This window comes from Burkholderia sp. AU17457 (assembly GCF_002223255.1).
GTDB lineage: Bacteria > Pseudomonadota > Gammaproteobacteria > Burkholderiales > Burkholderiaceae > Burkholderia > Burkholderia sola.
Genome location: NZ_NKFB01000002.1, coordinates 104,870 through 127,806, shown reverse-complemented (window position 1 = coordinate 127,806; position 22,937 = coordinate 104,870). Strand labels below are relative to the sequence as shown.

The 22,937-nt window shown below is 64.3% G+C and carries 24 protein-coding genes, 1 tRNA gene and 1 pseudogene; 9 read left to right on the top strand and 17 right to left on the bottom strand.

The annotated features are described in order from the left end of the window. The first annotated feature begins 2 nt into the window (after window positions 1-2). Window positions 3-953 (top strand): OmpA family protein, encoded by a 951-nt coding sequence (locus tag CFB49_RS01970; RefSeq protein WP_069619460.1) that lies wholly within the window; start codon window positions 3-5, stop codon window positions 951-953. A gap of 91 nt (window positions 954-1,044) precedes the next feature. Here CFB49_RS01970 and tssA read toward each other — a convergent pair whose 3' ends face one another. From tssA to CFB49_RS01925, 9 genes are all read right to left on the bottom strand, one after another. Next, complete coding sequence (tssA, locus tag CFB49_RS01965; protein ID WP_050013098.1) at window positions 1,045-2,166, bottom strand: type VI secretion system protein TssA; 1,122 nt, start codon at window positions 2,164-2,166, stop codon at window positions 1,045-1,047. A 39-nt stretch (window positions 2,167-2,205) separates the two neighbouring features. Continuing rightward, window positions 2,206-4,875, bottom strand: a complete 2,670-nt coding sequence (gene tssH / locus CFB49_RS01960) for a type VI secretion system ATPase TssH (protein WP_089490606.1) — start codon at window positions 4,873-4,875, stop codon at window positions 2,206-2,208. Between the two features lie 39 nt (window positions 4,876-4,914). Next, complete coding sequence (gene tssG, locus CFB49_RS01955) at window positions 4,915-6,015, bottom strand: type VI secretion system baseplate subunit TssG (RefSeq protein WP_069619458.1); 1,101 nt, start codon at window positions 6,013-6,015, stop codon at window positions 4,915-4,917. Further along, window positions 5,979-7,814, bottom strand: coding sequence for a type VI secretion system baseplate subunit TssF (gene tssF, locus CFB49_RS01950; RefSeq protein ID WP_069619457.1), 1,836 nt, complete (start codon window positions 7,812-7,814; stop codon window positions 5,979-5,981). The genes tssG and tssF overlap by 37 nt, the downstream gene beginning before the upstream one ends. Window positions 7,815-7,890: 76 nt before the next feature. Next, window positions 7,891-8,376, bottom strand: coding sequence for a type VI secretion system baseplate subunit TssE (gene tssE, locus CFB49_RS01945; protein WP_006477092.1), 486 nt, complete (start codon window positions 8,374-8,376; stop codon window positions 7,891-7,893). A gap of 62 nt (window positions 8,377-8,438) precedes the next feature. Next, on the bottom strand, window positions 8,439-8,942 hold the full coding sequence (locus CFB49_RS01940) for an Hcp family type VI secretion system effector (protein ID WP_006477093.1): 504 nt from the start codon (window positions 8,940-8,942) through the stop codon (window positions 8,439-8,441). A 70-nt stretch (window positions 8,943-9,012) separates the two neighbouring features. Next, complete coding sequence (gene tssC / locus CFB49_RS01935) at window positions 9,013-10,503, bottom strand: type VI secretion system contractile sheath large subunit (RefSeq protein WP_006484397.1); 1,491 nt, start codon at window positions 10,501-10,503, stop codon at window positions 9,013-9,015. Between the two features lie 15 nt (window positions 10,504-10,518). After that, window positions 10,519-11,034 (bottom strand): type VI secretion system contractile sheath small subunit, encoded by a 516-nt coding sequence (gene tssB, locus CFB49_RS01930; RefSeq protein ID WP_069619456.1) that lies wholly within the window; start codon window positions 11,032-11,034, stop codon window positions 10,519-10,521. Between the two features lie 46 nt (window positions 11,035-11,080). Beyond that, a complete protein-coding gene (locus tag CFB49_RS01925) occupies window positions 11,081-11,716 on the bottom strand; it encodes a tetratricopeptide repeat protein (RefSeq protein WP_069619455.1) in 636 nt (211 codons plus the stop codon). A 385-nt stretch (window positions 11,717-12,101) separates the two neighbouring features. On the opposite strand from CFB49_RS01925, the gene tssJ reads away from it, so the two are divergent. The 3 genes from tssJ to icmH all read left to right on the top strand — a co-directional run bounded on the left by tssJ (window position 12,102) and on the right by icmH (window position 14,929). Further along, window positions 12,102-12,701: a type VI secretion system lipoprotein TssJ gene (tssJ, locus tag CFB49_RS01920; protein WP_176730226.1), complete on the top strand. Its 600-nt coding sequence runs from the start codon at window positions 12,102-12,104 to the stop codon at window positions 12,699-12,701. 102 nt (window positions 12,702-12,803) lie between these two features. Next, window positions 12,804-14,150, top strand: a complete 1,347-nt coding sequence (tssK, locus tag CFB49_RS01915; RefSeq protein WP_006477098.1) for a type VI secretion system baseplate subunit TssK — start codon at window positions 12,804-12,806, stop codon at window positions 14,148-14,150. Continuing rightward, window positions 14,147-14,929: a type IVB secretion system protein IcmH/DotU gene (gene icmH / locus CFB49_RS01910; RefSeq protein ID WP_050013105.1), complete on the top strand. Its 783-nt coding sequence runs from the start codon at window positions 14,147-14,149 to the stop codon at window positions 14,927-14,929. The genes tssK and icmH overlap by 4 nt, the downstream gene beginning before the upstream one ends. A gap of 133 nt (window positions 14,930-15,062) precedes the next feature. Here icmH and CFB49_RS01905 read toward each other — a convergent pair whose 3' ends face one another. The 3 genes from CFB49_RS01905 to CFB49_RS01895 all read right to left on the bottom strand — a co-directional run bounded on the left by CFB49_RS01905 (window position 15,063) and on the right by CFB49_RS01895 (window position 16,323). After that, a complete protein-coding gene (locus CFB49_RS01905) occupies window positions 15,063-15,362 on the bottom strand; it encodes an immunity protein Imm33 domain-containing protein (RefSeq protein WP_249190553.1) in 300 nt (99 codons plus the stop codon). Between the two features lie 157 nt (window positions 15,363-15,519). Further along, on the bottom strand, window positions 15,520-15,837 hold the full coding sequence (locus CFB49_RS01900) for a DUF7716 domain-containing protein (protein WP_089490605.1): 318 nt from the start codon (window positions 15,835-15,837) through the stop codon (window positions 15,520-15,522). A gap of 105 nt (window positions 15,838-15,942) precedes the next feature. Further along, window positions 15,943-16,323 (bottom strand): Imm10 family immunity protein, encoded by a 381-nt coding sequence (locus CFB49_RS01895; RefSeq protein ID WP_089490639.1) that lies wholly within the window; start codon window positions 16,321-16,323, stop codon window positions 15,943-15,945. Window positions 16,324-16,556: 233 nt separating this feature from the next. Here CFB49_RS01895 and CFB49_RS01890 point away from each other — a divergent pair, with 233 nt between their 5' ends. The 5 genes and pseudogenes from CFB49_RS01890 to CFB49_RS36640 all read left to right on the top strand — a co-directional run bounded on the left by CFB49_RS01890 (window position 16,557) and on the right by CFB49_RS36640 (window position 19,407). Next, window positions 16,557-17,357: a transporter substrate-binding domain-containing protein gene (locus tag CFB49_RS01890; RefSeq protein WP_069619451.1), complete on the top strand. Its 801-nt coding sequence runs from the start codon at window positions 16,557-16,559 to the stop codon at window positions 17,355-17,357. Between the two features lie 234 nt (window positions 17,358-17,591). Next, window positions 17,592-17,744: pseudogene (locus CFB49_RS37060) on the top strand (phage virion morphogenesis protein); the annotation flags it as partial. A 386-nt stretch (window positions 17,745-18,130) separates the two neighbouring features. Continuing rightward, window positions 18,131-18,556 (top strand): RICIN domain-containing protein, encoded by a 426-nt coding sequence (locus CFB49_RS01880; protein ID WP_069619450.1) that lies wholly within the window; start codon window positions 18,131-18,133, stop codon window positions 18,554-18,556. Between the two features lie 175 nt (window positions 18,557-18,731). Further along, window positions 18,732-18,989 (top strand): hypothetical protein, encoded by a 258-nt coding sequence (locus CFB49_RS35420; protein WP_141723442.1) that lies wholly within the window; start codon window positions 18,732-18,734, stop codon window positions 18,987-18,989. Between the two features lie 52 nt (window positions 18,990-19,041). Continuing rightward, window positions 19,042-19,407, top strand: coding sequence for an integrase (locus CFB49_RS36640; protein WP_249190554.1), 366 nt, complete (start codon window positions 19,042-19,044; stop codon window positions 19,405-19,407). Window positions 19,408-19,445: 38 nt separating this feature from the next. Here the strand turns inward: CFB49_RS36640 and CFB49_RS01865 are convergent, their stop codons facing one another. The 5 genes from CFB49_RS01865 to CFB49_RS01845 form a co-directional block, all read right to left on the bottom strand. Then, window positions 19,446-20,573, bottom strand: coding sequence for an acyltransferase family protein (locus CFB49_RS01865; protein WP_256979894.1), 1,128 nt, complete (start codon window positions 20,571-20,573; stop codon window positions 19,446-19,448). Between the two features lie 200 nt (window positions 20,574-20,773). Continuing rightward, a tRNA-Thr gene (locus CFB49_RS01860) sits at window positions 20,774-20,849 on the bottom strand. Between the two features lie 18 nt (window positions 20,850-20,867). Further along, window positions 20,868-21,389: a ClpXP protease specificity-enhancing factor gene (locus CFB49_RS01855; RefSeq protein ID WP_069619443.1), complete on the bottom strand. Its 522-nt coding sequence runs from the start codon at window positions 21,387-21,389 to the stop codon at window positions 20,868-20,870. A 69-nt stretch (window positions 21,390-21,458) separates the two neighbouring features. Beyond that, window positions 21,459-22,070, bottom strand: a complete 612-nt coding sequence (locus tag CFB49_RS01850) for a glutathione S-transferase N-terminal domain-containing protein (protein WP_006400565.1) — start codon at window positions 22,068-22,070, stop codon at window positions 21,459-21,461. 94 nt (window positions 22,071-22,164) lie between these two features. Further along, on the bottom strand, window positions 22,165-22,923 hold the full coding sequence (locus CFB49_RS01845; protein ID WP_006477108.1) for a cytochrome c1: 759 nt from the start codon (window positions 22,921-22,923) through the stop codon (window positions 22,165-22,167). Between the last annotated feature and the right edge of the window lie 14 nt (window positions 22,924-22,937).

The window sequence follows — 22,937 nt, the reverse complement described above, 5'->3', positions numbered from 1 at the left end:
GCATGCATCGCACGATTCAGGTCCGGCGCACGCGCTCGTCGTTCGCCGTCTCGCCCGCCCTCGCCGCGCTGTTCGCCGCCGGCCTCGTCGCGAGCGGCGCGGCGTTCGCGCAGAACACGGGCGCGACCGTCACGCCGGTCGGCAACGGTACGGTCGCGACGACCGCGCTGCCGCAGGCGAACCCGAACGCCGGCGGTGCGTCGGGCACGGTGGTGCACGGCACCGCCGGCACGATCGCGCCGCCGCCCGCGAACGCAACGCCCGGCCAGGTGGTGGTCGGCGGCAAGGTGCCCGACGAGGCGACCAAGGCCGCCGTGCTGCAGAAGCTGCGCGACACCTACGGCGCGACGAACGTCGTCGACCAGATCGAGGTGGGCGACGTCGCGACGCCGCCGAACTGGAGCGCGAACGTGCAGAAGCTGCTCGGCGCGCAGCTCAAGCAGATCAGCAAGGGCCAGTTGAAGATCAACGGGACGCAGATCGAGATGAAGGGCGAGGTGCACAACGAGGCGCAGCGCCAGCAGCTCGCGAGCGACATGGCGAACACGCTGAACCCGACGTATACGATCAAGAACGGGCTGCGCGTGTCGGCGTCCGAACAGGGCGTGCTCGACCAGACGCTGGCGAACCGGACGATCGAGTTCGAGACCGGCAGCGCGACGCTGACGCCGCAGGGCAAGCTGATCCTCGACCAGATGGCGGCCGCGCTCGCGAAGATGCAGAACCGCACGGTCGACATCATCGGCCACACCGACAATTCGGGGAACCGGACGTCGAACATCGCGCTGAGCCAGGCGCGCGCGGATGCGGTGAAGGGGTATCTGATCACGAAGGGCATCCCGCCGCAGCAGATGACGACGACGGGGGTCGGGCCGGATCAGCCGATCGCGCCGAACGATACGGCGGATGGCAGGGCGAGGAATCGGCGGATCGAGTTCCGGGTGGGGCAGTAACGGGAAACCGGCCGGCCGCTCGCGCTATGGCGAAGCGGGCACGGCACGGCACACGACGGGCGGCGGCGGCAATGCGCCGCCCGTCCTGCGTTTACGCCTGCTCGTCAGGCCTCACCCCCAGCAGCTCGCGAATGTGCGACAGCGAGCCGTCGTCCTTCACGACGCTCTCGAGCCACTTGTGCAGCGGCATGTCGGCCCATTCGGCCGCCTTGTCGGCGAGATACGCGACCGGGCTGTGCGGCTCGGTCTGACGGAAATAGCGCGCCACCGCACGCAACTGGTCGACGGCCTGCGCACGGTTCTGGATGCCGGCGATCATCTGCGTCACCGGAGGACGCGAAGCGGTCTGCTGCTGCACGTGAGTCTCCTCGGTCTGGATCGGCTGGCCGAACACCGGCTCGATGCGTTCTGACTGGGCCTGCGGCGCCGCCTGCGTGTGCGGTGCGCTGCCCGTATAGCCCTGTTCGCGCGCAAAGCGCTCGGCGAGCCGGTACACGGTCTCGAACGCGTCGCGCGCCTGCCGGAAGCTCGGCGCCGAATCGCCGGCGCGCTCGACGAGCCGCTCCTCGAACGCATCGAGCGCGAATTCGAACGCCTTCAGGTTCGCCAGCAACGCCGTGTAGAACGCGATCGATGTCACGCGCCGCGACGCATCGATCTGCTCGATCGACGGCTTGCCGCGCGCGATGTCGTCCGCGTGTTCGGGATCGCGCTTGATCGACTGCGCGACGTGCTGCGCGACTTCCCAGTCGAGCGTGCTGAATGCATTCGATGCGCCGTCCGTCAGCGGCACCGCGCGCAGCAGCTCGGCCGTGCGGCCGGAGAGCCACGCGACGTTGCCGAGCCGGTGCTCGATGTCGTCGTCCTCGGGCAGCGGGTGGAAGGTGTCCCAGAAGTCGCGGCACAGGCCCTCGAGCAGCGCATAGCCTTCGGTGAGGCCCGTGATACCGTCCTCGAGCGCGAGCGCCTCGGTCAGCCATACGGCGAGCCGCAGGTCCTTCGTGCGTGTGCGCAGCAGCTCGCCCGCATGATCGACGACGAAGCCCCAGTCGGCCTCCTTGATCTCGGTCACCCATTCGCCCTGGTCGAGCGTCGGATCGTCGTAGCGCCGCGCGTCCTGGATCGCGTCGAATTCGTTCGAAAACAGCAGGTCGTCGCCGCTGGGCGACGCGTCGCTGATCGGCGTCAGCAGCTCGGGGAGATTGATCGGCATGGTTCGGTCAGTTCATCAATGCGGGTTGCGCGGCCGCGCTCATTCGACGGTGTACGCGAATTCGCCGGCCTCGTCCGCACGCACCGCGATGCGCGCGATGGCCGCGCCGTCGGCGATCCGGCCGAGCACGTGGCCCGCGATCTCCGGCAGCAGCGTGCCGTTCAGGATGTGGTCGACGTTGCGGGCGCCCGAATCGACCTCGGTGCAACGCGCGAGCACCGCGTCGACGAGCGATTCGTCCCACTCGAACGCGGCCTTGTGGTTCGCGTCGATCCGGCGGCGGATGCGCTCGAGCTTCAGCTCGATGATCTCGGCCAGCACGTCGTCGGAAATCGGATAGTACGGCACGACCTTCATCCGGCCGAGGAACGCCGGCTTGAAGGTCTTGTACAGCTGCGGACGCAGCGTTTCGGCGAGCGCGTCCGGATCGGGCAGTTCCTCGGCCGGCTTGTTCAGGCACGCCTGCATCACCGCGGCCGAGCCGACGTTCGACGTCAGGATGATCAGCGTGTTGCGGAAGTCGATCTCGCGCCCTTCCGCATCGTCCATCGTGCCCTTGTCGAACACCTGGAAGAACATCTCGAGCACGTCCGGGTGCGCCTTCTCGACCTCGTCGAGCAGCACGACGGAATACGGGTTGCGGCGCACGGCCTCGGTCAGCACGCCGCCCTCGCCGTAACCGACGTAGCCGGGCGGCGAGCCCTTCAGGCCCGACACGCTGTGCGCTTCCTGGTACTCGCTCATGTTGATCGTGACCATCTTGCGCTCGCCGCCGTACAGGATGTCGGCCAGCGCCAGCGCCGTCTCGGTCTTGCCGACGCCCGACGGCCCGACGAACATGAACACGCCGCGCGGCTTGTTCGGATCCTCGAGGTTCGCGGTCGCGGTACGCACGCGCTGCGCGATCGCCTCCAGCGCGTGATCCTGGCCGATCACGCGCGCGGTCAGCAGCGGCTGCAGGTTCAGCACGGTGTCGATCTCGTCCTTCACCATCCGGCCGAGCGGAATGCCCGTCCACGCGGCGACGATCTCGGCGACGACGTGGCCGTCGACCTGCAGCGGCACCATCGGCTCGCCGCCCTGCAGCGCATGCAGCGCGGCGACGCGTTCGGAGAGCTTGTCGCGCGTGGCCTGCACGTCGACCGGCTGGCCGTCTTCCGACGGGCCGCGCGCCTTGTCGAGCGCGTCGCGCAGCTCGGTGATCTCGGCGACGATCACGCGCTCGGCCTCGTAGCGTGCTTCGTCCTTCGCCAGTTGTTCGAGCGCCGTGCCGCGCGCGCCGCGCAGCTCGCCGAGCCGCTCGTCGTGCGCCGCGCCGCCCGCCGCCTCGCGCTCCAGCGACGCGATTTCCGCATCGATGCGCTCGATGCGCTTCTTCGTATCGTCGATCGCCGCCGGCGTCGCGCTGTGCGCGAGCGCGACCTTCGCGCACGCGGTGTCGAGCACGCTGATCGCCTTGTCCGGCAGTTGGCGGCCGCTGATGTAGCGGTGCGACAGGCGCACGGCCTCGGTGATCGCATCGTCGAGAATCCGCACGTTGAAGTGCTTCTCCATCAGGCCCGACATCCCGCGCAGCATCGCGGCGGCCAGCGGCTCGCTCGGCTCCTCGACCTTCACGACCTGGAAGCGCCGCGCGAGCGCCGCATCCTTCTCGAAGTACTTCTTGTATTCGCTCCACGTCGTCGCGGCGATCGTGCGCAGTTCGCCGCGCGCGAGCGCCGGCTTCAACAGGTTGGCCGCGTCGTTCTGGCCGGCCTGGCCGCCCGCGCCGATGATCGTGTGCGCCTCGTCGATGAACAGGATGATCGGGTGCGCACTCTTCTTCACCTCGTCGATCACACTCTTTAGCCGGTTCTCGAACTCGCCCTTCACGCTCGCGCCGGCCTGCAGCAGCCCCATGTCGAGCACGTGCAACGCCACGCCGCGCAACGGCGGCGGCACGTCGTCGGCCGCGATCCGCAGCGCGAGCCCTTCGACGACCGCCGTTTTGCCGACGCCGGCCTCCCCGGTCATGATCGGGTTGTTCTGGCGGCGGCGCATCAGGATGTCGATCGCCTGGCGAATCTCCGCTTCGCGGCCGATCACCGGATCGATCTTGCCCTCGCGCGCGCGCTGCGTGAGGTTGGTCGTGTACGTGTCGAGCGCGGGCGTCTTCGACGGGCCGGCCGCGGGTGCAAGGCCATCGGCGGCCGGCGCGGCGTCGCTGTCCTCGTCGTCCGCCTGGCGCGGCTCGGCTTCGCTCGAGCCGGCCATGATTTCGTCGAACTTGTGCTTCAGGTCCGTCACGTTCATTTCCGCGAACCGCGACGACATCCGTTGCGCGAACTGCGCGAGATCCGGCGCGGTCAGCAGTGCGAGCAGCAGATGCCCCGACCGGATGCGCCCGAGCTGCGAATCGAGCGACGCGATCAGCCACGCCTGCTCGAACAGCGCGATCAGGTGCACGGAGAACACCGGCGTGCGCGTGTTGCCCGTCTTCAGGCGCGTGAGCTCGCGTTCGAGATCGGCATGCAGCGCATGCGGATCGACGCGGCTCGCGCGCAATGCGAGCGGCAGGTCGCCCGTCGCTTCGTCGAGCAACGCGAGGAACAGGTGCTCCAGATCGACCTCGTAATGGCCGCGCGCCAGGCACGCGCTCGCCGCCCGCTCGGTCGCATGGCGGCACAGCGGGTTCAGTTTCGTGATCAGGGTCTTCAGAGGCGTGCTCATGGCGTCGATCTCAGGTTCGATTGCGTGTTGTTGTTAGGGTCAGTGAATCACGTGCAGTTCGTAGCGGGCGTCCGAGCGGTCCTCGAGCGCGTCGCGCGTGCACAGGAACGCGTCCCAGCCGAGCCGCGAACCCGCGCCGAGCACGCTCGCGCCGACTTCCGTGCGCTTGAGCACGAGCTTCACCTCGTACTCCAGCGTGACGCCGGCGAGCAGCGTCAGCATCCGCTCGAGCGCGACGGCGTGCGCGCCGCCGGGCAGGAACGCCTCGTAATCGCGCTTGGACAGCGGGCCGACGACGATCCGCGCGCGCATGTCGCGCTGCCACACGCGCTCGCCGACGAGCGCCGTCGCACCGAGCACCGCATTGACTTCGCCGAGCACGCTCAGCTGGTCGGGCGGCACGTCGTACCACTTGCCGACGAACTGGTCGATCTTCACCGGCACGCGGAAGTAATCGGACAGCGTGCGCTGCAGGTAGGCGGCCGACATCGGCCGGTGCCGCGCCGCGAGCGCGTAGCCGGCCACGGCTTCGTCCAGCACGCCGCCCGGCCCGGCCGCGAGACTGTCGCGCACCTCGTCGCTCGGCACGCCCGCGATCGCGAGCAACAGCGGCAGGTAGCGCTCGTCGCGATCGAGTTCGTAATGGAACGGCAGCCGGTATTTCTTCCACGCCGCATAGAACAGCGCGGTCGCGCGGTTCGAAAACACGTCGAAGAACGCGCGCGCCGCGTGGTCGCGCCTCAGGTGCTCGCGCGCGACGATCTGTTCGGTGTAGTGCAGCGGCAGCGCGCCCTGCCCGCCCAGCAGCCCGAAGAACGCGGGCGTCAGCTCGACGCGGCCGAGCTCGCCGGCGGCCAGCGCGGCGCCGCGCTGCTCGTCCGAGTTCAGCGGCGCGCCGTCGCCGTCGAACGAGCGCGCGCCTTCGATCTCGCTCGGCGGGAAGCCGAGCGACAGCGTGTTGCGGAATGCGATGCGCTGCGCGACGACGTCGCCCTGCCGCCACGCGCCGGGCGCATCCGACGCCTGCCGCGCGAACAGCCCTTCGAGCACGCGCACCGCCTGGAAGAACTCGAAGCGATGCGGCTCGTCGAGCAGCGCGTCGACTACGCCAGGATCGATTCGCCGGTTCGGGGCTTGCATCGGATGATCTCCTCGCCGGTGCGCTTCGACACGACGACCAATTGAACGAAACTGTTGAGGTGGACGTACAGCCCGAAGAAGCTGTCGAGCACGCGCACGAACGATGCGAGGCTCGCGCCGACGAAGTGTTCCTCGTCGATCGTCAGCCGGATCTCGATGCCGCGCACGAAGGTCGCGAACGGCTTGCCGGGCAGCCACTGCACGGCGCCGCGCTGCTCGACGCCGGCCAGGCCGTCGATCTGGCGCATCGACACGGCCGTGCGTCGCAGGTCGTACAGCGTCAGCATTTCCTTCAGCGGCGCGAGGCCGTGCGCGACGAGCGACACGTGATTGAGCGCGAGGTGCGACACGAGCCGCCAGTGCGCGGCGCGGCCGCGCTCGAAGCGCACGCTCTGCGTCGGGCGGCGCAGCATCGAGATGCCGCTCGTCTGCGCGCCGCCTTCCTGGAACAGGTCGCCGCCCTCGAGGCCGAACGCCAGCATCGCCGGCAGGTCGCGGTTCGTGCAGGTGAGGTCGAGGCTCAGCGTGTCGGTTTGCGGCGACGTCGGCTCGAAGTCGATGTCGACGATCGAGATCTCGGTTTCGTAGCCGGGGCTCTTCTGCGCGACCCAGTCGTTGCGGCGCGCGAACCAGTAATGGCCGATCCGCGCCGATTCGCCGTGATGCAGCGAATAGAACGGGCGGAACTCGATCACCGATTCCTCGTGCGCCTGCTGCCGGACGAGCTTCACCGAGTCGATCGAGTACACCTCGTACGCGAACGCGCGCCGCGCCTCGGCGATCACCGGATACGACACCGCGCGGTGCGTGATGCGGATCGGCTCGCCGTGCTGGCGGAACAGATTGACGATCGGCGTGCAGAACAGCCGGAAATGGCTCGCCGTCAGCAGCTCCAGCAGGCGCGCGACATGCGAATCGCTGCGCACGTCCTGCAGCACGAGATGCAGCGTCGCGCGCTGGCAGCGGCCCGATGCGCGTGCGATCGCCGCGAGGTCGAAGTCGACGAAATCGAATTTGTCGGGAAACGCGAAGTATTCGGTGAGCAGCCGGTACGCGGGATGCGATTTCGCCGGGTAGTCGATCAGCGCGTCGTCCTCGGCGAAGCCGGCCTGCGCGATCGGCAGCTTGCGCAGCGCGGTCCAGCGGCCGTTGCGTTCGGGCTCGACATACGCGCCGAGCACGTTGACGAACAGGCAGTCGGTCAGCGCGGCGACGAACGACTGCTCGCCGTGCAGATGCGCGCGCAGCGTCGACAGCTTCAGCGCGCCGAGATCGAGCTGCGCGGCGAGCGATTCGAACGTGATCGAGATCACGCCCGTCGCGTTCGACGGCAGCACCGTCGCGCTCGGCGCGAGCGCGACCGGCGTATAGCGCGCCTCCGAGATGCGGATCGGCGCGAGCGTCACGTCGTAGGCGGTGCGGAACCGGCATTGCACGCCGCGGATCGGGCGGCTCTTCAGCTCGGTGCCGCGATCGATCACGACCGGCTCGGTCTGCTGGCCGGGCGAAGCCGGCGTGAACTGCGCGATCGAGCACGACGGGAACGGCCGCAGGTAGTGCGGATACAGCACTTCCAGCAGCGCTTCGGTGAATTCCGGGTAGTCGTCGTCGAGCTTCTTGTTGATGCGTGCGCCGAGCAGCGCGAACGACTCGATCATCCGTTCGACGTGCGGATCCTCGCAGTGCTCGCCCGACACCGCGAGACGCGCGGCGATCTTCGGATAGCGTTCGGCGAAATCTCGCGAATAGCGCCGCAAAAACGATAATTCGCGTTCGTAATACGGCAGCAATTCTTCCATCGACGACCCCGAACCTCAATATTTCCTGCCGGACCTGATTGACCACCGGGCGGTCCGGCCCGCTCGGCGACTTGATTTACTGCATTCGTGCGGCGCGTGCGCGCGTGACCGAGTATTGCAGCGTCGACGGTTGCAGCATCGCGTCGAAACTCACCGGCTCCTCGGCCGGGTGTACGACGAGCAGTGCCTGGATCGCGAAATAGAGCGCGTTGGTGGCCTGCTCGTTCAGCTCGAACGTCACCTGCACCTGCTGCAGGCGCGGCTCATGGCGCGCGATCGCCTGCTGGATCGACTTGCAGATGAATGCGCGATCGTAGTGGCTCGCGAGGCTCAGCCCCGCGAAATCGTTCAGCCCGTAGGTCAGCACCGATTTCTGGCATTCCGGCAGCGCGGCCAGCTCGTTCTCGGTGTGGGCGATACGGGTGTTGAGGATCGCCTCGACGTCGCGGGCGACCGTGTTCTTGAGCTCGTCCAGCGACAATTGCCGCATCGCTGCCGAGGCCGGCAGGTGCGGTTCGTCATCGAACAGCTTGTCGAGAAAACTGGGTTCGAATCGTTTCATCGGCCGGTGTGGACAGCGAAAACGGCAACGGGACGCGAAGCGCCCCGTTGCCGCAACCGACCTTAGACCGCGTAGGTCTTGTCGTTCTTCGTCAGGCTCCAGGCGCCTTGCGTGTTACCGCCCTGGTTGCCGCCGATCTTCTGCTGGGTTTGCTTCCACTGCACGGCTGCGTACTTCAACGAGAACGTCTCGAGGGGCAGACCTTCCTCGCGAACGCTCGGGGCGATGCTCGAGATGATCACGTACTTGAGCTTGACTTCCAGATACTGCACGCGCTTGCCTTCACCGTCCGCGCGCGAGAAATGGACCGTCACTTCGTCGAACGTGGTACCGCCCGAAGCGTGCTGGTACAGCAGCGGGCTCGACGAATCGATTTCCTTCGTGAAGATCATGTCGCCGTGCTCGCAACGCGTCATCGTGTGACCGCCAGCGGTCGATGCGGTTGCCGAACGCGGCTGAACGATCGAGTGATCCCACGATTTCAGTTCGATCCAGCCCTGGTGGTCCTTGTCCGCGGATTCGCCCTTCACCGCGGGACTACCAAACTGCAAGTGCATATGTAACATGGCCCTTCGACTCCCCAAAGAGGTGGTTTTAACGTCCTACCCAGGCGGCCCGCCCGGGCGATTTACTCGCTTATGAATTTGCCGGTTTGGGCAGATCAGCGACAAGTCGCAGAGAAATCGAGAGTTCGTCGAGCTGAAAGTGCGGGCGCAGGAATGCGACCGAACGATACGAGCCCGGCTTGCCCGGAATCTCCGACACTTGTATGGATGCCTCGCGCAGCGGAAATTGCGCTTTCTGTTCCTGCGAGGCGTTGTCGTCGAGCAGGACGTATTGCGAAATCCACCGGTTGAGGAAAGTCTCCACGTTCTGCGCCGATGCGAAGCTGCCGATCTTGTCCCGCATCATCGCCTTCAGGTAGTGCGCGACGCGCGATACCGAGAAGATGTACTGAAGCTGGGCGGACAGGACGGCGTTCGCATTCGCGCTGTCGGTACTGTATTTTTTGGGCTTCTGCACCGACTGCGCGGCGAAGAACGCGGCGTAATCTGAGTTCTTGCAATGGACGAGCGGGATGAAGCCGAGGTCGCTCAGCTCCTTCTCGCGGCGATCGGTGATCGCGATTTCGGTCGGGCACTTCAGCGCGACTTCACCGTCGTCGGTCTTGAACGTGTGGGTCGGCAGGTCCTCGACGAGGCCGCCGCCTTCGACGCCGCGGATCGCCGCGCACCAGCCGAAGTCGTCGAACGCGGCCGTCAGGCGGGCCGCGAAGGCCCATGCCGCGTTGCACCACAGGTACTTGTCGTGATCGGTGCCGTCGACGTCCTCGACGAAGTTGAAGTTCTCCGCGGTCTGGCCGTCCTTCGGATTGAACGGCAGGCGGCCGAGGAAGCGCGGCAGCGTCAGGCCGACGTAGCGTGAATCCTCGGCGTCGCGGAACGACTTCCACTTCGCGTATTCGACGGTGTCGAACACCTTGCCGAGGTCGCGCGGCTTGCCGAGGTCGGAGAACGACTCGAGGCCGAGCAGTTCCGGCGACGCCGACGCGATGAACGGCGCATGCGCGGCCGCGGCGACGTGCGACATCTGCTCGATGAAGTACATGTCTTCCGGCTGGCGCGAGATCTCGTAATCGCCGATCAGCGCCCCGAACGGCGAGCCGCCGAACGTGCCGAACTCCTCTTCGTAGACCTTCTTGAACAGCGCGCTCTGGTCGAACTCGCTCGCACCCTTGAAGTCGCGCACGAGGTCGCGCTTCGGCGCGTGCAGCGCCTTGATCTTGATCGTCTGGCCCGTGTTGCTTTCCTTGACCAGATAATCCAGCCCGCGCCACGTGCTTTCGAGCCGCTGGAATTCCGGCGCATGCATCACGGCGGAAAGCTGCGTGGAAATCAGGCGGTCGAGTTCCGCGACGCGCGCGTCGATCGTGGCCGACAGGTTGTCCGACACGATCACCGTGCCGTCGAGCACCTGGTGCACGAGTTCGCCGATCAGGTCCTTCGCACGCGCATGCTCGGAATCGGATTTCGCGACCTTGCTCTTCTCGACGATGTCGTCGAGCAGCGAAGTCCCGGCGGCGTATTCCGCGCCGCTCGCTTGGGCCGCAGCCGTTTGCTGGTTCATCTCAACACTCCGTCGTCATTCGCCGTCTTTGTCGCCGCCGGTGCCCTTCGCGAGCTCCTGCAGCTGCTGCGTGTTCTTCAGCACCTCGGACAGCAGATCCTCGAGCTTGTCGTTGCCGGCGAGCTTGTTGCGCAGGTCGGCGAGCTTCGAACGCGCCTCGAGCAGGCGGCGCAGCGGCTCGACCTGTTCGACGACGTCGTCCGGGCTGAAATCCGACAGCGAGCGGAACTTCAGGTCGACCGCGAACTTGCCGCCTTCCGGGCTCAGGCGGTTTTCCACCTGGAACGCGGCACGCGGCTCGATCGCCTTCATCACGTCGTCGAAATTGTCGCGGTCGATATTGACGAACTTGCGGTCGCGCAGCTTCGGCTGCTCGATTTCGGACTGGCCCGCCAGATCGCCGACGACCCCGACGACGAACGGCAGTTCCTTCACCTCGATCGCATCGCCCTTCTCGACCTCGTAGGTCAGCTGGACGCGCGGCGGCCGTATTTTCTGCAAGCTTTTCTGAATGCTTTCTTTCTTGGCCATCTCGACGGCTCCCAGGTTAGTTGTGGTTATCGCGTCAGTTGCGGGTTCAGTTGCGCAGTGCGCCGAACGGATCCGCGCTGCCCTTTTGCGCGGCGGGCGGCGTCGGGGTCGGCGCGGCGCTCGCCGCCGTGTCCGCGGCCGGCGCGGCCCCCGCCTTCGGACGATGAACCGGACGGCGGCCGGTGTACTTCTTCGACTGCGCCCGCTGCTCCGGCGGGAACAGCGCCGACTCGCCGAGCGTGTCGCGCAGCTGCTTCGCGAGCGCCTGCGCGTCGGACTTCGCGTCGCCCGCGAGCGATGCATCCTGGCGCAGCTCGCCGAGCGACTGCGTTGCGATCCGCAGGCCGGCGACGGCCAGCACGCTCTTCGCCTGACGATCGGTCGCGTCGCGCTGCAGCGCTTCCTGGGCGGCGACGATCGCCTGCCCGTAATGGTTTTGTGCGAACTGGATTTGCGCGATGCGCGACCACGGCTCCTCGCGCGTCGGATCCGACTTCGCGAGCTGCTGGTACAGGCCCAGCGCCTTGTCCTGATCCCCCGCCTTCGCGACGGCGTCTGCATCGGCCAGCGACTTGTTGAACACTTCCGCAGTCGGCGGCGCGGAAGGCTGGCTCGCACAGCCGGCGATCACGCCGCAAGCCACCACCACCCCAGACAGTTTTGCGAACAGACGGTCTTTCATCGTTATATCCACCGGCGCGTGAGTTTTAAATCGTTGAGAATCTGGTTCTTTTGCTTTGCAAGAAGCGCGCGGGTATAGTACCGATCAATTTTTCATAATTCAATCGTCGTGTGAAGAGTAATTCCTTTTAAAACCGGGCGCTACCCCCTCGAATGGCTTCTCGTTGCGGGCTCGCAGCGGTTTTCCGTCGGGCTGGAAAGTGCAAGTTTTACTGATCGCGCGACGCGCCGCCGGGGCGGCGGAAAAAATTTCCGAGCGCTTGCCACGACGCAGGCGTGCCTAATAGTTGAGCGATGCAACGTCGGGGATACGCAGCGAACGCGGCAATGCCCGGCAGTTTTGACAGGGATAAAGGCGGCACGCCGGAAAAACGATGAGATCGTCCATGATTCGCTACGCGCTGCCGCTGCTTGCGTGCACCCTTCTGGCCGGATGCGCGGCCGCCCCGCTGCTCGGCTCGGCCGCGAGCGCCGTGATGTCCGCGGCCGGCATCGGCAAGCCCGAGGTGCCCGACGCGCAGAAGCCGCCGCGCAACATCGGGCTCACGCTGGCCGCCGCGCAGAACCTGAATGCCGCGACCGACCACAAGCCGCTCGCGCTCGTCGTCCGGCTCTATGCGCTGAAGGACCCGACTTCGTTCCAGCAGGCGCCGTTCGACGCCTTTACCGATCCGACCAAGGAAAAAGCCGCACTCGGCGCCGATCTGCTGAACGTGCGCGAAATCACGCTGATTCCGGGTCAGCGCTATACGGCAACCGAGAAGGTGTCGCGCGAGGCGCAGGCATTCGGTATTGTCGCGCTGTTCCGCGATCCCGCACTGCAACGATGGAAACTGACGTTCGATCCGGCGAAGTCGGAGAAATCCGGCATAATCATCGGCCTGCATAACTGCGCGATGACGGTCACCGACGGGACGGTCATCGCACCGCAACAGGGTGCGCCTTCGCAACCGCTGAATATGCTGTCTTCGGTGTCCTGCGGTTAAACATGACGCACGAATGTCAATTAACAAGAGTTAACAATTGGCGATTTAATTCGGGCACGAACAAATCGATTACGTCGCAACGCCACATTAACCGGATTTGACATGAGTTATTCGGCCAAGGTGCTGTGGGGGGAAGGACTGTTCCTTCGGCCTCAACACTTTCAACGACAGGACGCGTACCACGAGGCGCGCCTGTTCGAGTCCATCCAGGCGATCCAGCCGTACAACTGGGGCGTGCGCTCGGTGCGCATCGATCGCGACGCGCTCGGCAGCAACGTGCTGCGCGTGGCCGAGCTCGCGCTCGTGTTCCCGGACGGCGCGCTGTATGCTGCGCCGCAGGCCGACGATCTGCCGCCGCCCATCGCGCTGGATACGTTGCCCGACGGCATCAACGAATTCGTGTTCTATCTCGCGCTGCATCCGCTGCGCGAGAACGGCACCAACTACAGCGACGATCCGGCCGCCGGCTTCATGACGCGATTCGTCAGCGAGCAGACGAGCGTCGCCGACAATTTCACCGACGCCGCCGAAGCCGACATCACGTTCCTGAAGACGCAGGTCAAGCTGATCGCGCACAGCGAGCCGCGCGACCAGTTGCTGTCGGTGCCGCTCGTGCGCGTGCGCCGCACCGCGACGTCCGGCTTCGAGATCGACGACAGCTTCGTGCCGCCGTGCCTCGCGATCGAAGCGTCGCCGATCCTGCACCAGCGGCTGCGCCAGCTGGTCGACGCGCTGCAGGCGAAGGTGAACGCGCTGTACGGCTTCCACCGCGAGCCGTCGAAGAACATCATCGAATTCCGCTCGGGCGACATCGCGTCGTTCTGGCTGCTGCACACGGCGAACGCCGCATTCGCGACGCTCGCGCACCTGCACCAGCACGCGGCGCTGCATCCTGAACGGCTGTTCCAGGAACTGCTGCGCCTCGCGGGCCAGCTGATGACGTTCTCGAAGGGCTATACGCTCGCCGACCTGCCCGTGTATCGCCACGACGATCCGGGCCCGAGCTTCGCGCGTCTCGACCTGATGCTGCGCGAACTGCTCGACACGGTGATCTCGACGCGCTATTTCGCGATCACGCTCGACGAGGTGCGCCCGTCGTTCCACCTCGGCCGCCTCGATTCCGGCAAGATCGACGACAAGACCGAGTTCTACCTCGCGGTGTCCGCGGACATGCCGAGCGTCGAGCTCGTCGATGCGGTGCCGGCCCGCTTCAAGGTCGGCGCGCCCGACGACGTCGACAAACTCGTGCTGTCGGCGATGCCCGGCGTGCGGCTGTCGTACACGCCGCAGGTGCCGCCCGCGATTCCGGTGCGCCCCGGCGCGTGCTACTTCGCGCTCGATTCGCGCAGCCCGCTGTACGAGCGCATGCTGCAGGCCCAGTCCGCGATGATCTATGCGCCGACTGGCATCAATGACCTGAAATTCGAACTGATCGCGGTCACATCATGAGCTACGCGCCTTCCCTGTTCGGCGACAACGTGCCGCCGCCCCTGCATAGCCCGGCGTCGACGGACTCCGCGTTCCAGGCCCGTTCGCTGCTCGATCTGCTGTACGACGGGTTCTTCATGCTGTTCCTGCTCAAGAACAAGCGGGAGCCGGACAGCGCCAGCGAGTTCAGCACGCGAATCCAGGAATTCCTGTCGGATTTCGAGCGCGGCGCGAAGAAGCTGAATATCGCCGCCGAAGACGTGTACGGCGCGAAGTTCGCGTTCTGCGCGGCGATCGACGAGATGGTGCTGTCGTCGCAGTTCAAGATCCGCGCGGATTGGGAACGCCGGCCGCTGCAGCTCGTGCTGTTCGGCGAGCAGCTCGCGGGCGAGAAGTTCTTCCAGTATCTCGAGGAATGTCGCGCGCAGGGTGCGGCGCGGTTGCAGTCGCTCGAGGTGTTTCATATGTGCCTGCTGCTCGGGTTCCAGGGCAAGTATCTGCTCGAGGGGCCGGAGAAGCTCGCTTATCTCACCGCGCGGCTGGGTGACGAGATCGCGCACATGAAGGGCAAGCGCGCTGCGTTTGCTCCGCATTGGCCGCTGCCGGATCAGATCGCGCATCGGTTGAAGCGGGAGGTGCCGGTTTGGGCGATCGGGGCGGTGTTTGCGCTCGTTGCGCTGCTCGGGTATCTCGGGCTCAATACTTATCTCAAGGACAAGACGCTGCAGGCGTTGGCGCCTTATTCGCAGGTGATCAAGGTGGGCCCGGAGTCGGCGAATTTGACGATTTCGTTGCCGTAAGAGGCGCGCGTTTTTTCGAATGCCGCTTCATGGAAAAGGACCGCGTGGCGGTCCTTTTTCGTTTCTGCCCCGCTTCCTCTGGATCGCTGCAAAGATCGATCGCGTACCGATACGTCACGCCGTCCAGAGATCTTCATAACCGACATCGTCGATGATGAAAGCGCGCGCCGGCCGGCAACCGCAGATAGGGCAGAACCGAGGGCAGGTAGGTCGACAGGTGCGTGGCGTGCAGCGGCTGATAGAAATCGGCGGCGTCCGGGTATTCGCCGCAATGAAAGAACCAGCCGACGTTGTCGCCTTCGGACAGCGCGATGCGCGTGCCGTAGACAGGCATGCGCCCGAGCGTCGACATCGCGACGGCAACCATGTCTTCGGGTTCGACGGCATGCAGCCCGTAACGCATGACCGCACACCCGTGTGTCGATACCTGCATTCGGCTCCGCCATGTCGCGAATCGCGACGATGAACGACTTCAGATCCCGGTCGCGCATCGTGCCTCCGTCGACATCACGCGTGGTCCATTCGTTCGAAACCGATGCCAATTTCGCACCGTCCATACTAAAACATGCCGCCGTGCCGCCGGCTCGGTCTCAGAACAGGATAAACGCGTCGTTCTCGACGTAGAAGACGAACGCGTCGAGCAATTGTGCGACGCTCGGCTCGTCGATCTGGTCGTGTGCGTCGATCACGATATCCTCGATCGTCGCGCTGTCGAGCGTGACTTTCCAGCTGGACTGCACCGCAACGACAGGAGCGGCGTCTGCTTCCGCGTCATCGGCATCTTCGAAAAACACCCCTTCGGTGTCGAGCGTCCACGGCATCGGCGGCAGGTAAAGCCGCCCGGAGAAATCGCCGGGACGTTCGAGAATATGGTGCAGCGACACTGCGGTCGTGGAATCGAGCGACATGGGTATTGCGGTGGTATCCGGATTGATTGCGTTGCATCGGCCGCGAGCAACCCGCGGCAGGCCGTGATTATGCCAATTCCGCGCACGCCCGCCGCCGAACGCCCGTCAGTCGATGCGCAGCATGACCGAGGTCCCCGCAAAAACCGCCGCCAACCCCTGCTTCACGTGCTCGAGCCCGTCCGTCGCGCGCAACGCGATCGTGACAAGGCCGAGCCCTTGCGCCCATCGCGCATCCGGCGCCAGTTCGATATTCAGCATTTCTCCGCGCAGCGAGACGGATTCGACACCGCCATAACCGGCCACGCCGCGCTCGCCCACTTCCGCATAGTACGTGTCGAGGCCGAGCGCCTCGTCCTGTTCGTCGTCCTCGGTTCCACGCTGCAGGATCACGTAGTTCGTCGGCGGGTCGCGATCCGCGAAGCCGACGACGTGAATGCCGTCCTCGAACCTGTCAGTCGCGATGTCGGCGAAAAATCCGGAATCCATGTCCATCTGCTCCTGGCCAGATGATGTCGGCGTCCTCCGGCGGACGGTTTTCGTCGGATTATTCGCATGCGCGAACGCGTCACCGGTTTTCGGTGAAATCGATTGCAATCAGGGCCAATTCGACTTCCGGCGCGGCGCGGTTGCGAGTAGTGTCTACGTGCCCGCATTCCGGCCGCCCCGGGTCGACCGATACCCGGCGCTCACACCACGACACTGAACCCTGGAGATCTGCGATGAAACGTTCGAAGTTCCTGCTGTCGGGCCTGCTGCTCGCGTCGGCCCTCGGCTTCACGGCCGTCGCCGCGCACGCGGACGACCTGCTCGATTCCGTGAAGAAAGCCGGCGTGCTGCGCGTCGGCCTCGAAGGCACGTATCCGCCGTTCAACTCGCGCGGCACGTCGGGCCAGCTCGAGGGCTTCGACGTCGACGTCGCGAACGCGGTCGCCGGCAAGCTCGGCGTGAAGACGCAGTTCGTCCCGACCGAATGGAGCGGCATCATCGCGGGGCTGCAGGCCGGCAAGTTCGACGTGATCGTCAACCAGGTCACGATCACGCCGCAGCGCAAGGAGGCGCTCGACTTCAGCGAACCGTACACGTACTCGGCCGCGCAACTGATCCAGCGCAAGGACGACACGCGCAACTTCAAGTCGCTCGAGGACTTCAAGGGCAAGAAGCTCGGCGTGACGCTCGGCACCAACTACGACCAGATGGCGCGCAGCGTGCCGGGCATCGAGGTGCAGACGTATCCGGGCGCGCCGGAGAAGCTGCGCGACCTCGCCGCGGGCCGGATCGAAGCGACGCTCGACGACCGCCTGATGCTGCCGTACATGATCAAGACGTCGAACCTGCCGCTGCGCTCGGGTGCGGTGCTGAACGGCGGCAAGCAGGAGATGGCGATCCCGTTCCGCAAGGGCAACCCGAAGTTCGAGAAGGCGATCAACGACGCGCTCGATTCGCTGCGCAAGGACGGCACGCTGAAGAAGATCTCGACGCACTGGTTCGGCAGCGACGTGACGGTGCCGGTCGCGCAGTAAGCGGTTCGCCGCGCGTTCAATGCGTCACGCTTTTCGCGGCGGCGAAGGCGTGACGCGCGGTTGCAGCGCTCCCCTTCTTTCCTTTTCCTTTTTCGGTCAGGCCGACTCGTCGAAGCGGGCAAGCGGCATCTCACCGGTCGGCGTCGGCGCCGGGCGCGCCGCTATCTCGTACATGCTGCGGAACAGGCGGATTCTTGATCGCTGCAATGACAGCGATGGACAAAATAGCCGGCAACGACCGATGTTCGCGAAGCTGCGCACCGCGCGCTTCCTCGAAAGTGCGTCGAGCGCAACGGGCCGATCGTCCAGTATCCAGTGCGCGAGCTGCTCGGCCTGGCCGACGTCGACCGCATTGAGGACTGCGTTCTCGACTTTCTATCGCGGTAGGGCGACGCACAGGCCGGTTTTCATTTCAAGGCCGTGTGGTCGGCTGCCTCTCGCACTCCCAAACGGACATTCCATGCCAATGGCGACCGATATTTCGTCCATGGGGTCCAGTAAAATTAAATAATCAATTTATTAATTTTACAAAATCGAAAACTCGAACAAACCAGTACTTTATATCACCTTATATCGCCGCAATTTCATAAATTAAATCAAACCATATTTCATTTACCAAAATCACGATTCTTGTTAAATAAGGTTAACCCCAGCAAATATACCAGTCGCAAACTTCCCCACAGATCCTAATATTCATCTGCCGAGTCAATGCAATCTCGGTACCTCCCCAAAAAACGGGGTCTGAGTTTAACAAACGATTAATCGAGGGAAAAATGGGCCAATACATTATCGAGTACGCTCAAGATCCGGATTATCGGCTTGCTGTCACGGATCAAATTTCTGGAAGTGCTGTCGTACTCAGAAACAAGAAGGGGCTGACGGGGCGTCATTGCATTTGGGATATCAACTTTGACAACGGCATCATCGCGCTGAGCGGCAGTGGCGACGTGCTGGCAATCGGTGCGGACCGGATCGCACCGGAAGCGTATCTGAAGCTCAAGCCGACTTCCGAAGCAATACCTTGGGATTTCTTCGACAAGCCCGGATACATCGTGCCTTTCGCCGATCCCAACCTCTGCCTCGACGACAAGGACCGCGTCGTTCGGGACGGAAACCCGATCTGGCTCTACCCGGTCAACGGCTCGCCCGCCCAGCAATGGAAATTGGTCTCGCTGTTCAAACTCAAGACCCTCGAATAACACGACGATCAAAGTCGCGCCTCACTTAGGCCGCCCCGACCTTCGCTTCATACACAGCGCTCGAGTCGGATCACGCCACTAGTGCTGAAGCCCGCGGACCGAGAATCCGCGGGCTTTTTCGTTGTGGCCCGTCCCGACACAACTGAATTTACGCGTCCCTCCGGCGACACAGCGCATGTACGACTTGTTCCTGTCGAGGCTCGCGGCCGTTATCGGCGATCGTGAGCTCGACACGATCACGCCGACAGACGTGGCAGAAATCTGGCGAGCGACGTCGGAGAAGTGCGGCATCGTGACGGCAAACCGCACGAAATCCGTGCTGTCGCTCGTACTCAACTGCGGCAGACTCTGGAACATGATAACGATCGCGAACCCGTGCGCAAGGGGTACGTGGAAAGAAGGAGACTGGCCGGCAGAACATCCCCATCGATGACGAGTTGTATGCGTCGGTCTATGCTGTTGCGGATCAACCCCTTCGCAATGCGATGGACCTGGCTGATCTAGGCGCGCAACGGCCATCCGATGTTCTCGACGTGTTGAAGACGAACATCGTCAAAGGCAACCTGATCTTCCGCACACGTAAGGCCGGCGCGTTCGTCACCATCCAGATCCCTGACGACCTCGCTGCATGGATCGAGCGCCTCCTGGCGTGGCGCGGCACGAAGGTCGACATGTCGCCGTATCTGCTGCTCGACGAGGAAGGCTACCCGCCGACGAAGGGCAAGTTGCGCTCGCGATTTGATAAGGCGCGCGAGTTAGCCGGCATTGACAAGGCGCAGTTTCAGTTCCGCGACCTTCGCGCGCGCGGCGTAACGCACAAGACGATCGACGAAGGGCTCGAAGCAGGGTAGCGCCTGGTGGGCCACAGCGGGTCAGGGATGACGGCGCGCTACGTACGGGGCGCACGGCCGCTAAAGCCATCGCGTTGATTGCCTTGTTGCCGGCGGCGACACGCCGGCAGCTTCGGTGCGCGACGCTGCAATGCATCGAGCACGCGTAACAGGCCGCTCTTCAGCGGGCCCGCAACCGGCTTCTCGACTATAACGTGCGCCAGGAGCGCAGCTCCGATCACCATAACGATTACCGACCAGAACACTACGACCTGATTCACAGCCGTACCGACCGTGTTGAAAATCATGTAACCGACATTCTGGTGGATCAGGTACAGGGGGTAACTGACTGCGCCGAACCAGACCCACCGCGGGCTGGCGAGCATCGGCATGCGACGCAGTGCCAGCGCCAGCATAACCACGAAGAAAGAGGTCATCACGGCCGCCACGACCGCTGGGTCCAGTGCATTCTCGAAGTGGTCGCTGGAATACGACAGGAGCTGGAATTCGTGATGGAGCGACAGCATCCAGGCTGCGCAAACGAGTACGAGGCGCGACCACGACAGGCCACGTGCACGAATGAGGAAACACGCAGCGCCGGCAATGAAGAAACCGGCATAGTCCGTCACCAGAAAACCCTTGAGCTTGATGAACGGAAATAGGTCCACGAGCACGGTGGAGATGAGCCACACGAACAGCCAGCGCTCGGCGCGATGGATCTGGCCGACGATGAGTAGAATGCCGACCAGGCGATAGAACCGCAGCTCCGCGCCGAGCGACCAGTACGCGCCATCGATTGGATCGGCACCGAAGCCGCCGCCGAGCGTGACCATGTTCACGAGGTATTGCGGCCACGTCGCGACGAAGCGTTCACCGCCGATCGCGAGCGTCACGAGGAAGGTGATCGTGCAACAGACCCAGAAGGCGGGCAGCAGGCGAGACGCCCGTGACGCGATGAAACGCTTGATGCTTCCGTCGCCCGCCGTCATCAGGATCACGAAACCGCTGATCATAAAAAACAGGTGCACGCCCAGGAACCCGTACTGCGCGACAGGCTTGAGCGCCGGATAGTGCATGGTCGTCAGGTCGTCGGCGGCGTAGCCTCGAAATGCGTAGTGAAAGAACACAACGGCAACGGCGGCGATGAAGCGGAGAACATCCAGCTCGGGAATTCGGGAAGACTTCACGATCGATTTTTGTTGGATTTGTCGTTGTGGACTGCGCCGGCCGGGCGGCAGTTTGACCTCGCACGACGGTCTATTCGTGCGCGCTCGCCCATTATGGACGAGCTGGTCTTAGGGCGCCGTCTAGCGTCTTTTGGAAACGTGACGGGTGCTTTGGAAACGCGAAGGGGTTACGCAAACATCGCGTAACCCCTTGCTGGATATGGTGCCGGCTGCAGGACTCGAACCCGCCACCTGATGATTACAAATCAACTGCTCTACCAGATGAGCTAAGCCGGCGTAGCGCGAGATTCTACCTCATTTCACGATCTTGAGGCGAGGTCTGCTGCCGCCTTTCGAGCCGTCGCCGTCGGTTTTCGGCGGTTCGTCGGCGCCTTCGGAAGGCTCCTCGTTCGCGCCGCTGCCGACGACCGGCGCCAACGGCGATACGGACTCGTCACGCTGCGCGTCATCGGCTTGCACGACATCATCGTCGAACGCGCCCGAATCCTCGCCTTCGCCCGCGACCGCATCGACCTGGAACGCCATACCCTGCCCGTTCTCGCGCGCGTAGATCGCGAGCACGTTCGCCACCGGAATCTCGATCTTGTGCGCCTTCCCGGAGAACCGGGCCGTGAACTCGATCCACTCGTTGCCCATCTGCAGCTGGCTCGTCGCCTCGAAGCTGATGTTGAGCACGATCTCGCCGTCACGCACGAACTGACGCGGCACGCGCGTCGAGTTGTCGACCCTCACCGCGATATGCGGCGTGTAACCGTTATCGGTGCACCACTCGTACAACGCGCGCAGCAGATAAGGCTTCGTTGAAATCTCTTGCATCACAATCCTCGAACCCGGAGCGGGCGCGCGGCACGCCGCCACCCGCTCCGTCATGCCTTCATTGCAACATTAACGACGCATGACCTTTTCGGACGGCGTCAGTGCTTCGATGTAGGCCGGGCGGCTGAAGATCCGTTCGGCATACTTCATCAGCGGCGCGGCGTTCTTCGACAGCTCGATGCCGTAGTGATCCAGGCGCCACAGCAGCGGTGCGATCGCGACGTCGAGCATCGAGAACTCCTCGCCGAGCATGTACTTGTTCTTCACGAAGATCGGCGCGAGCTGCGTCAGGCGATCGCGGATCGCGAGGCGCGCCTTCTCGTGATTCTTCTCCGCCGCCTTGCCCTTCTCGTTCTCGAGCGTGCTGACGTGGACGAACAGTTCCTTCTCGAAGTTGAGCAGGAACAGGCGCGCGCGAGCGCGCTGCACCGGGTCGGCCGGCATCAGCTGCGGATGCGGGAAGCGCTCGTCGATGTACTCGTTGATGATGTTCGATTCGTACAGGATCAGATCGCGCTCGACCAGGATCGGCACCTGACCGTACGGGTTCATCACCGAAATGTCTTCCGGCTTGTTGAACAGGTCGACGTCGCGGATTTCGAAGTCCATGCCCTTCTCGAACAGCACCAGCCGGCAACGCTGGGAGAACGGGCAAGTTGTGCCGGAATACAGAACCATCATATTTGCGTTTCCTCAAAAAAGCCGAGGGCCGGCACGCGGCGCAACCCCTTTCACGGGTTCCGCCTTGCGCCGGCCCCACGCCGGTCAGGCGTGTTTACTTGATATCTTTCCAGTACGCGGCATTGAGCCGCCAGGCCAGGAAAGTCAGGACACCGAGAAAGATCAGCACCCACACGCCGAGGCGTTTGCGGGTCTGCTGGGCCGGCTCGGACATCCACGTCATATAGGCCACCAGGTCGGCCACCGCAGCATCGTAGTCGGGCGACGAGAGCGTGCCCGGCGTGACCTGCTGGAAGCCGACGAGCACGTGGGCCTTCTCGCCCGTCTCCTCGTCCGTCTTGTCTTCGAATTTGGCAACGCGCTGCCCCTGCAGCTGCCACAACACATGGGGCATGCCGACGTTCTCGAACACCGCGTTGTTCCAGCCGGTCGGCCGCGTATCGTCACGGTAGAAGCTCCGCAGATACGTGTACAGCCAGTCGCGGCCGCGCGCACGCTCCTCGACCGACAGGTCGGGCGGCGTGGTGCCGAGCCAGTTCTTCGCGTCGTCGGGCCGCATCGCCACGGACATCGTGTTTCCGACCTTGTCGGTCGTGAACAGGAGATTCGTTTCGATCTCCTTCTGGGATATGCCCAGATCCGTCAGACGGTTGTAGCGCATCAGGTTCGCGCTGTGGCAGTTCAGGCAATAGTTTACAAACAATTGCGCGCCGTGCTGAAGCGAAACGAGATTTTCCGTGTTATCGGGCGCCCGGTCGAGCGGAAAATTACCCTCCGCCCGCACGGCCGGCGCCGCCAGCAGCGCACAGGCGGTCGCCCCGATCAGCGCGAGTGTCGAAAGCAGTTTCTTCATGTCGTTCTCTCCTC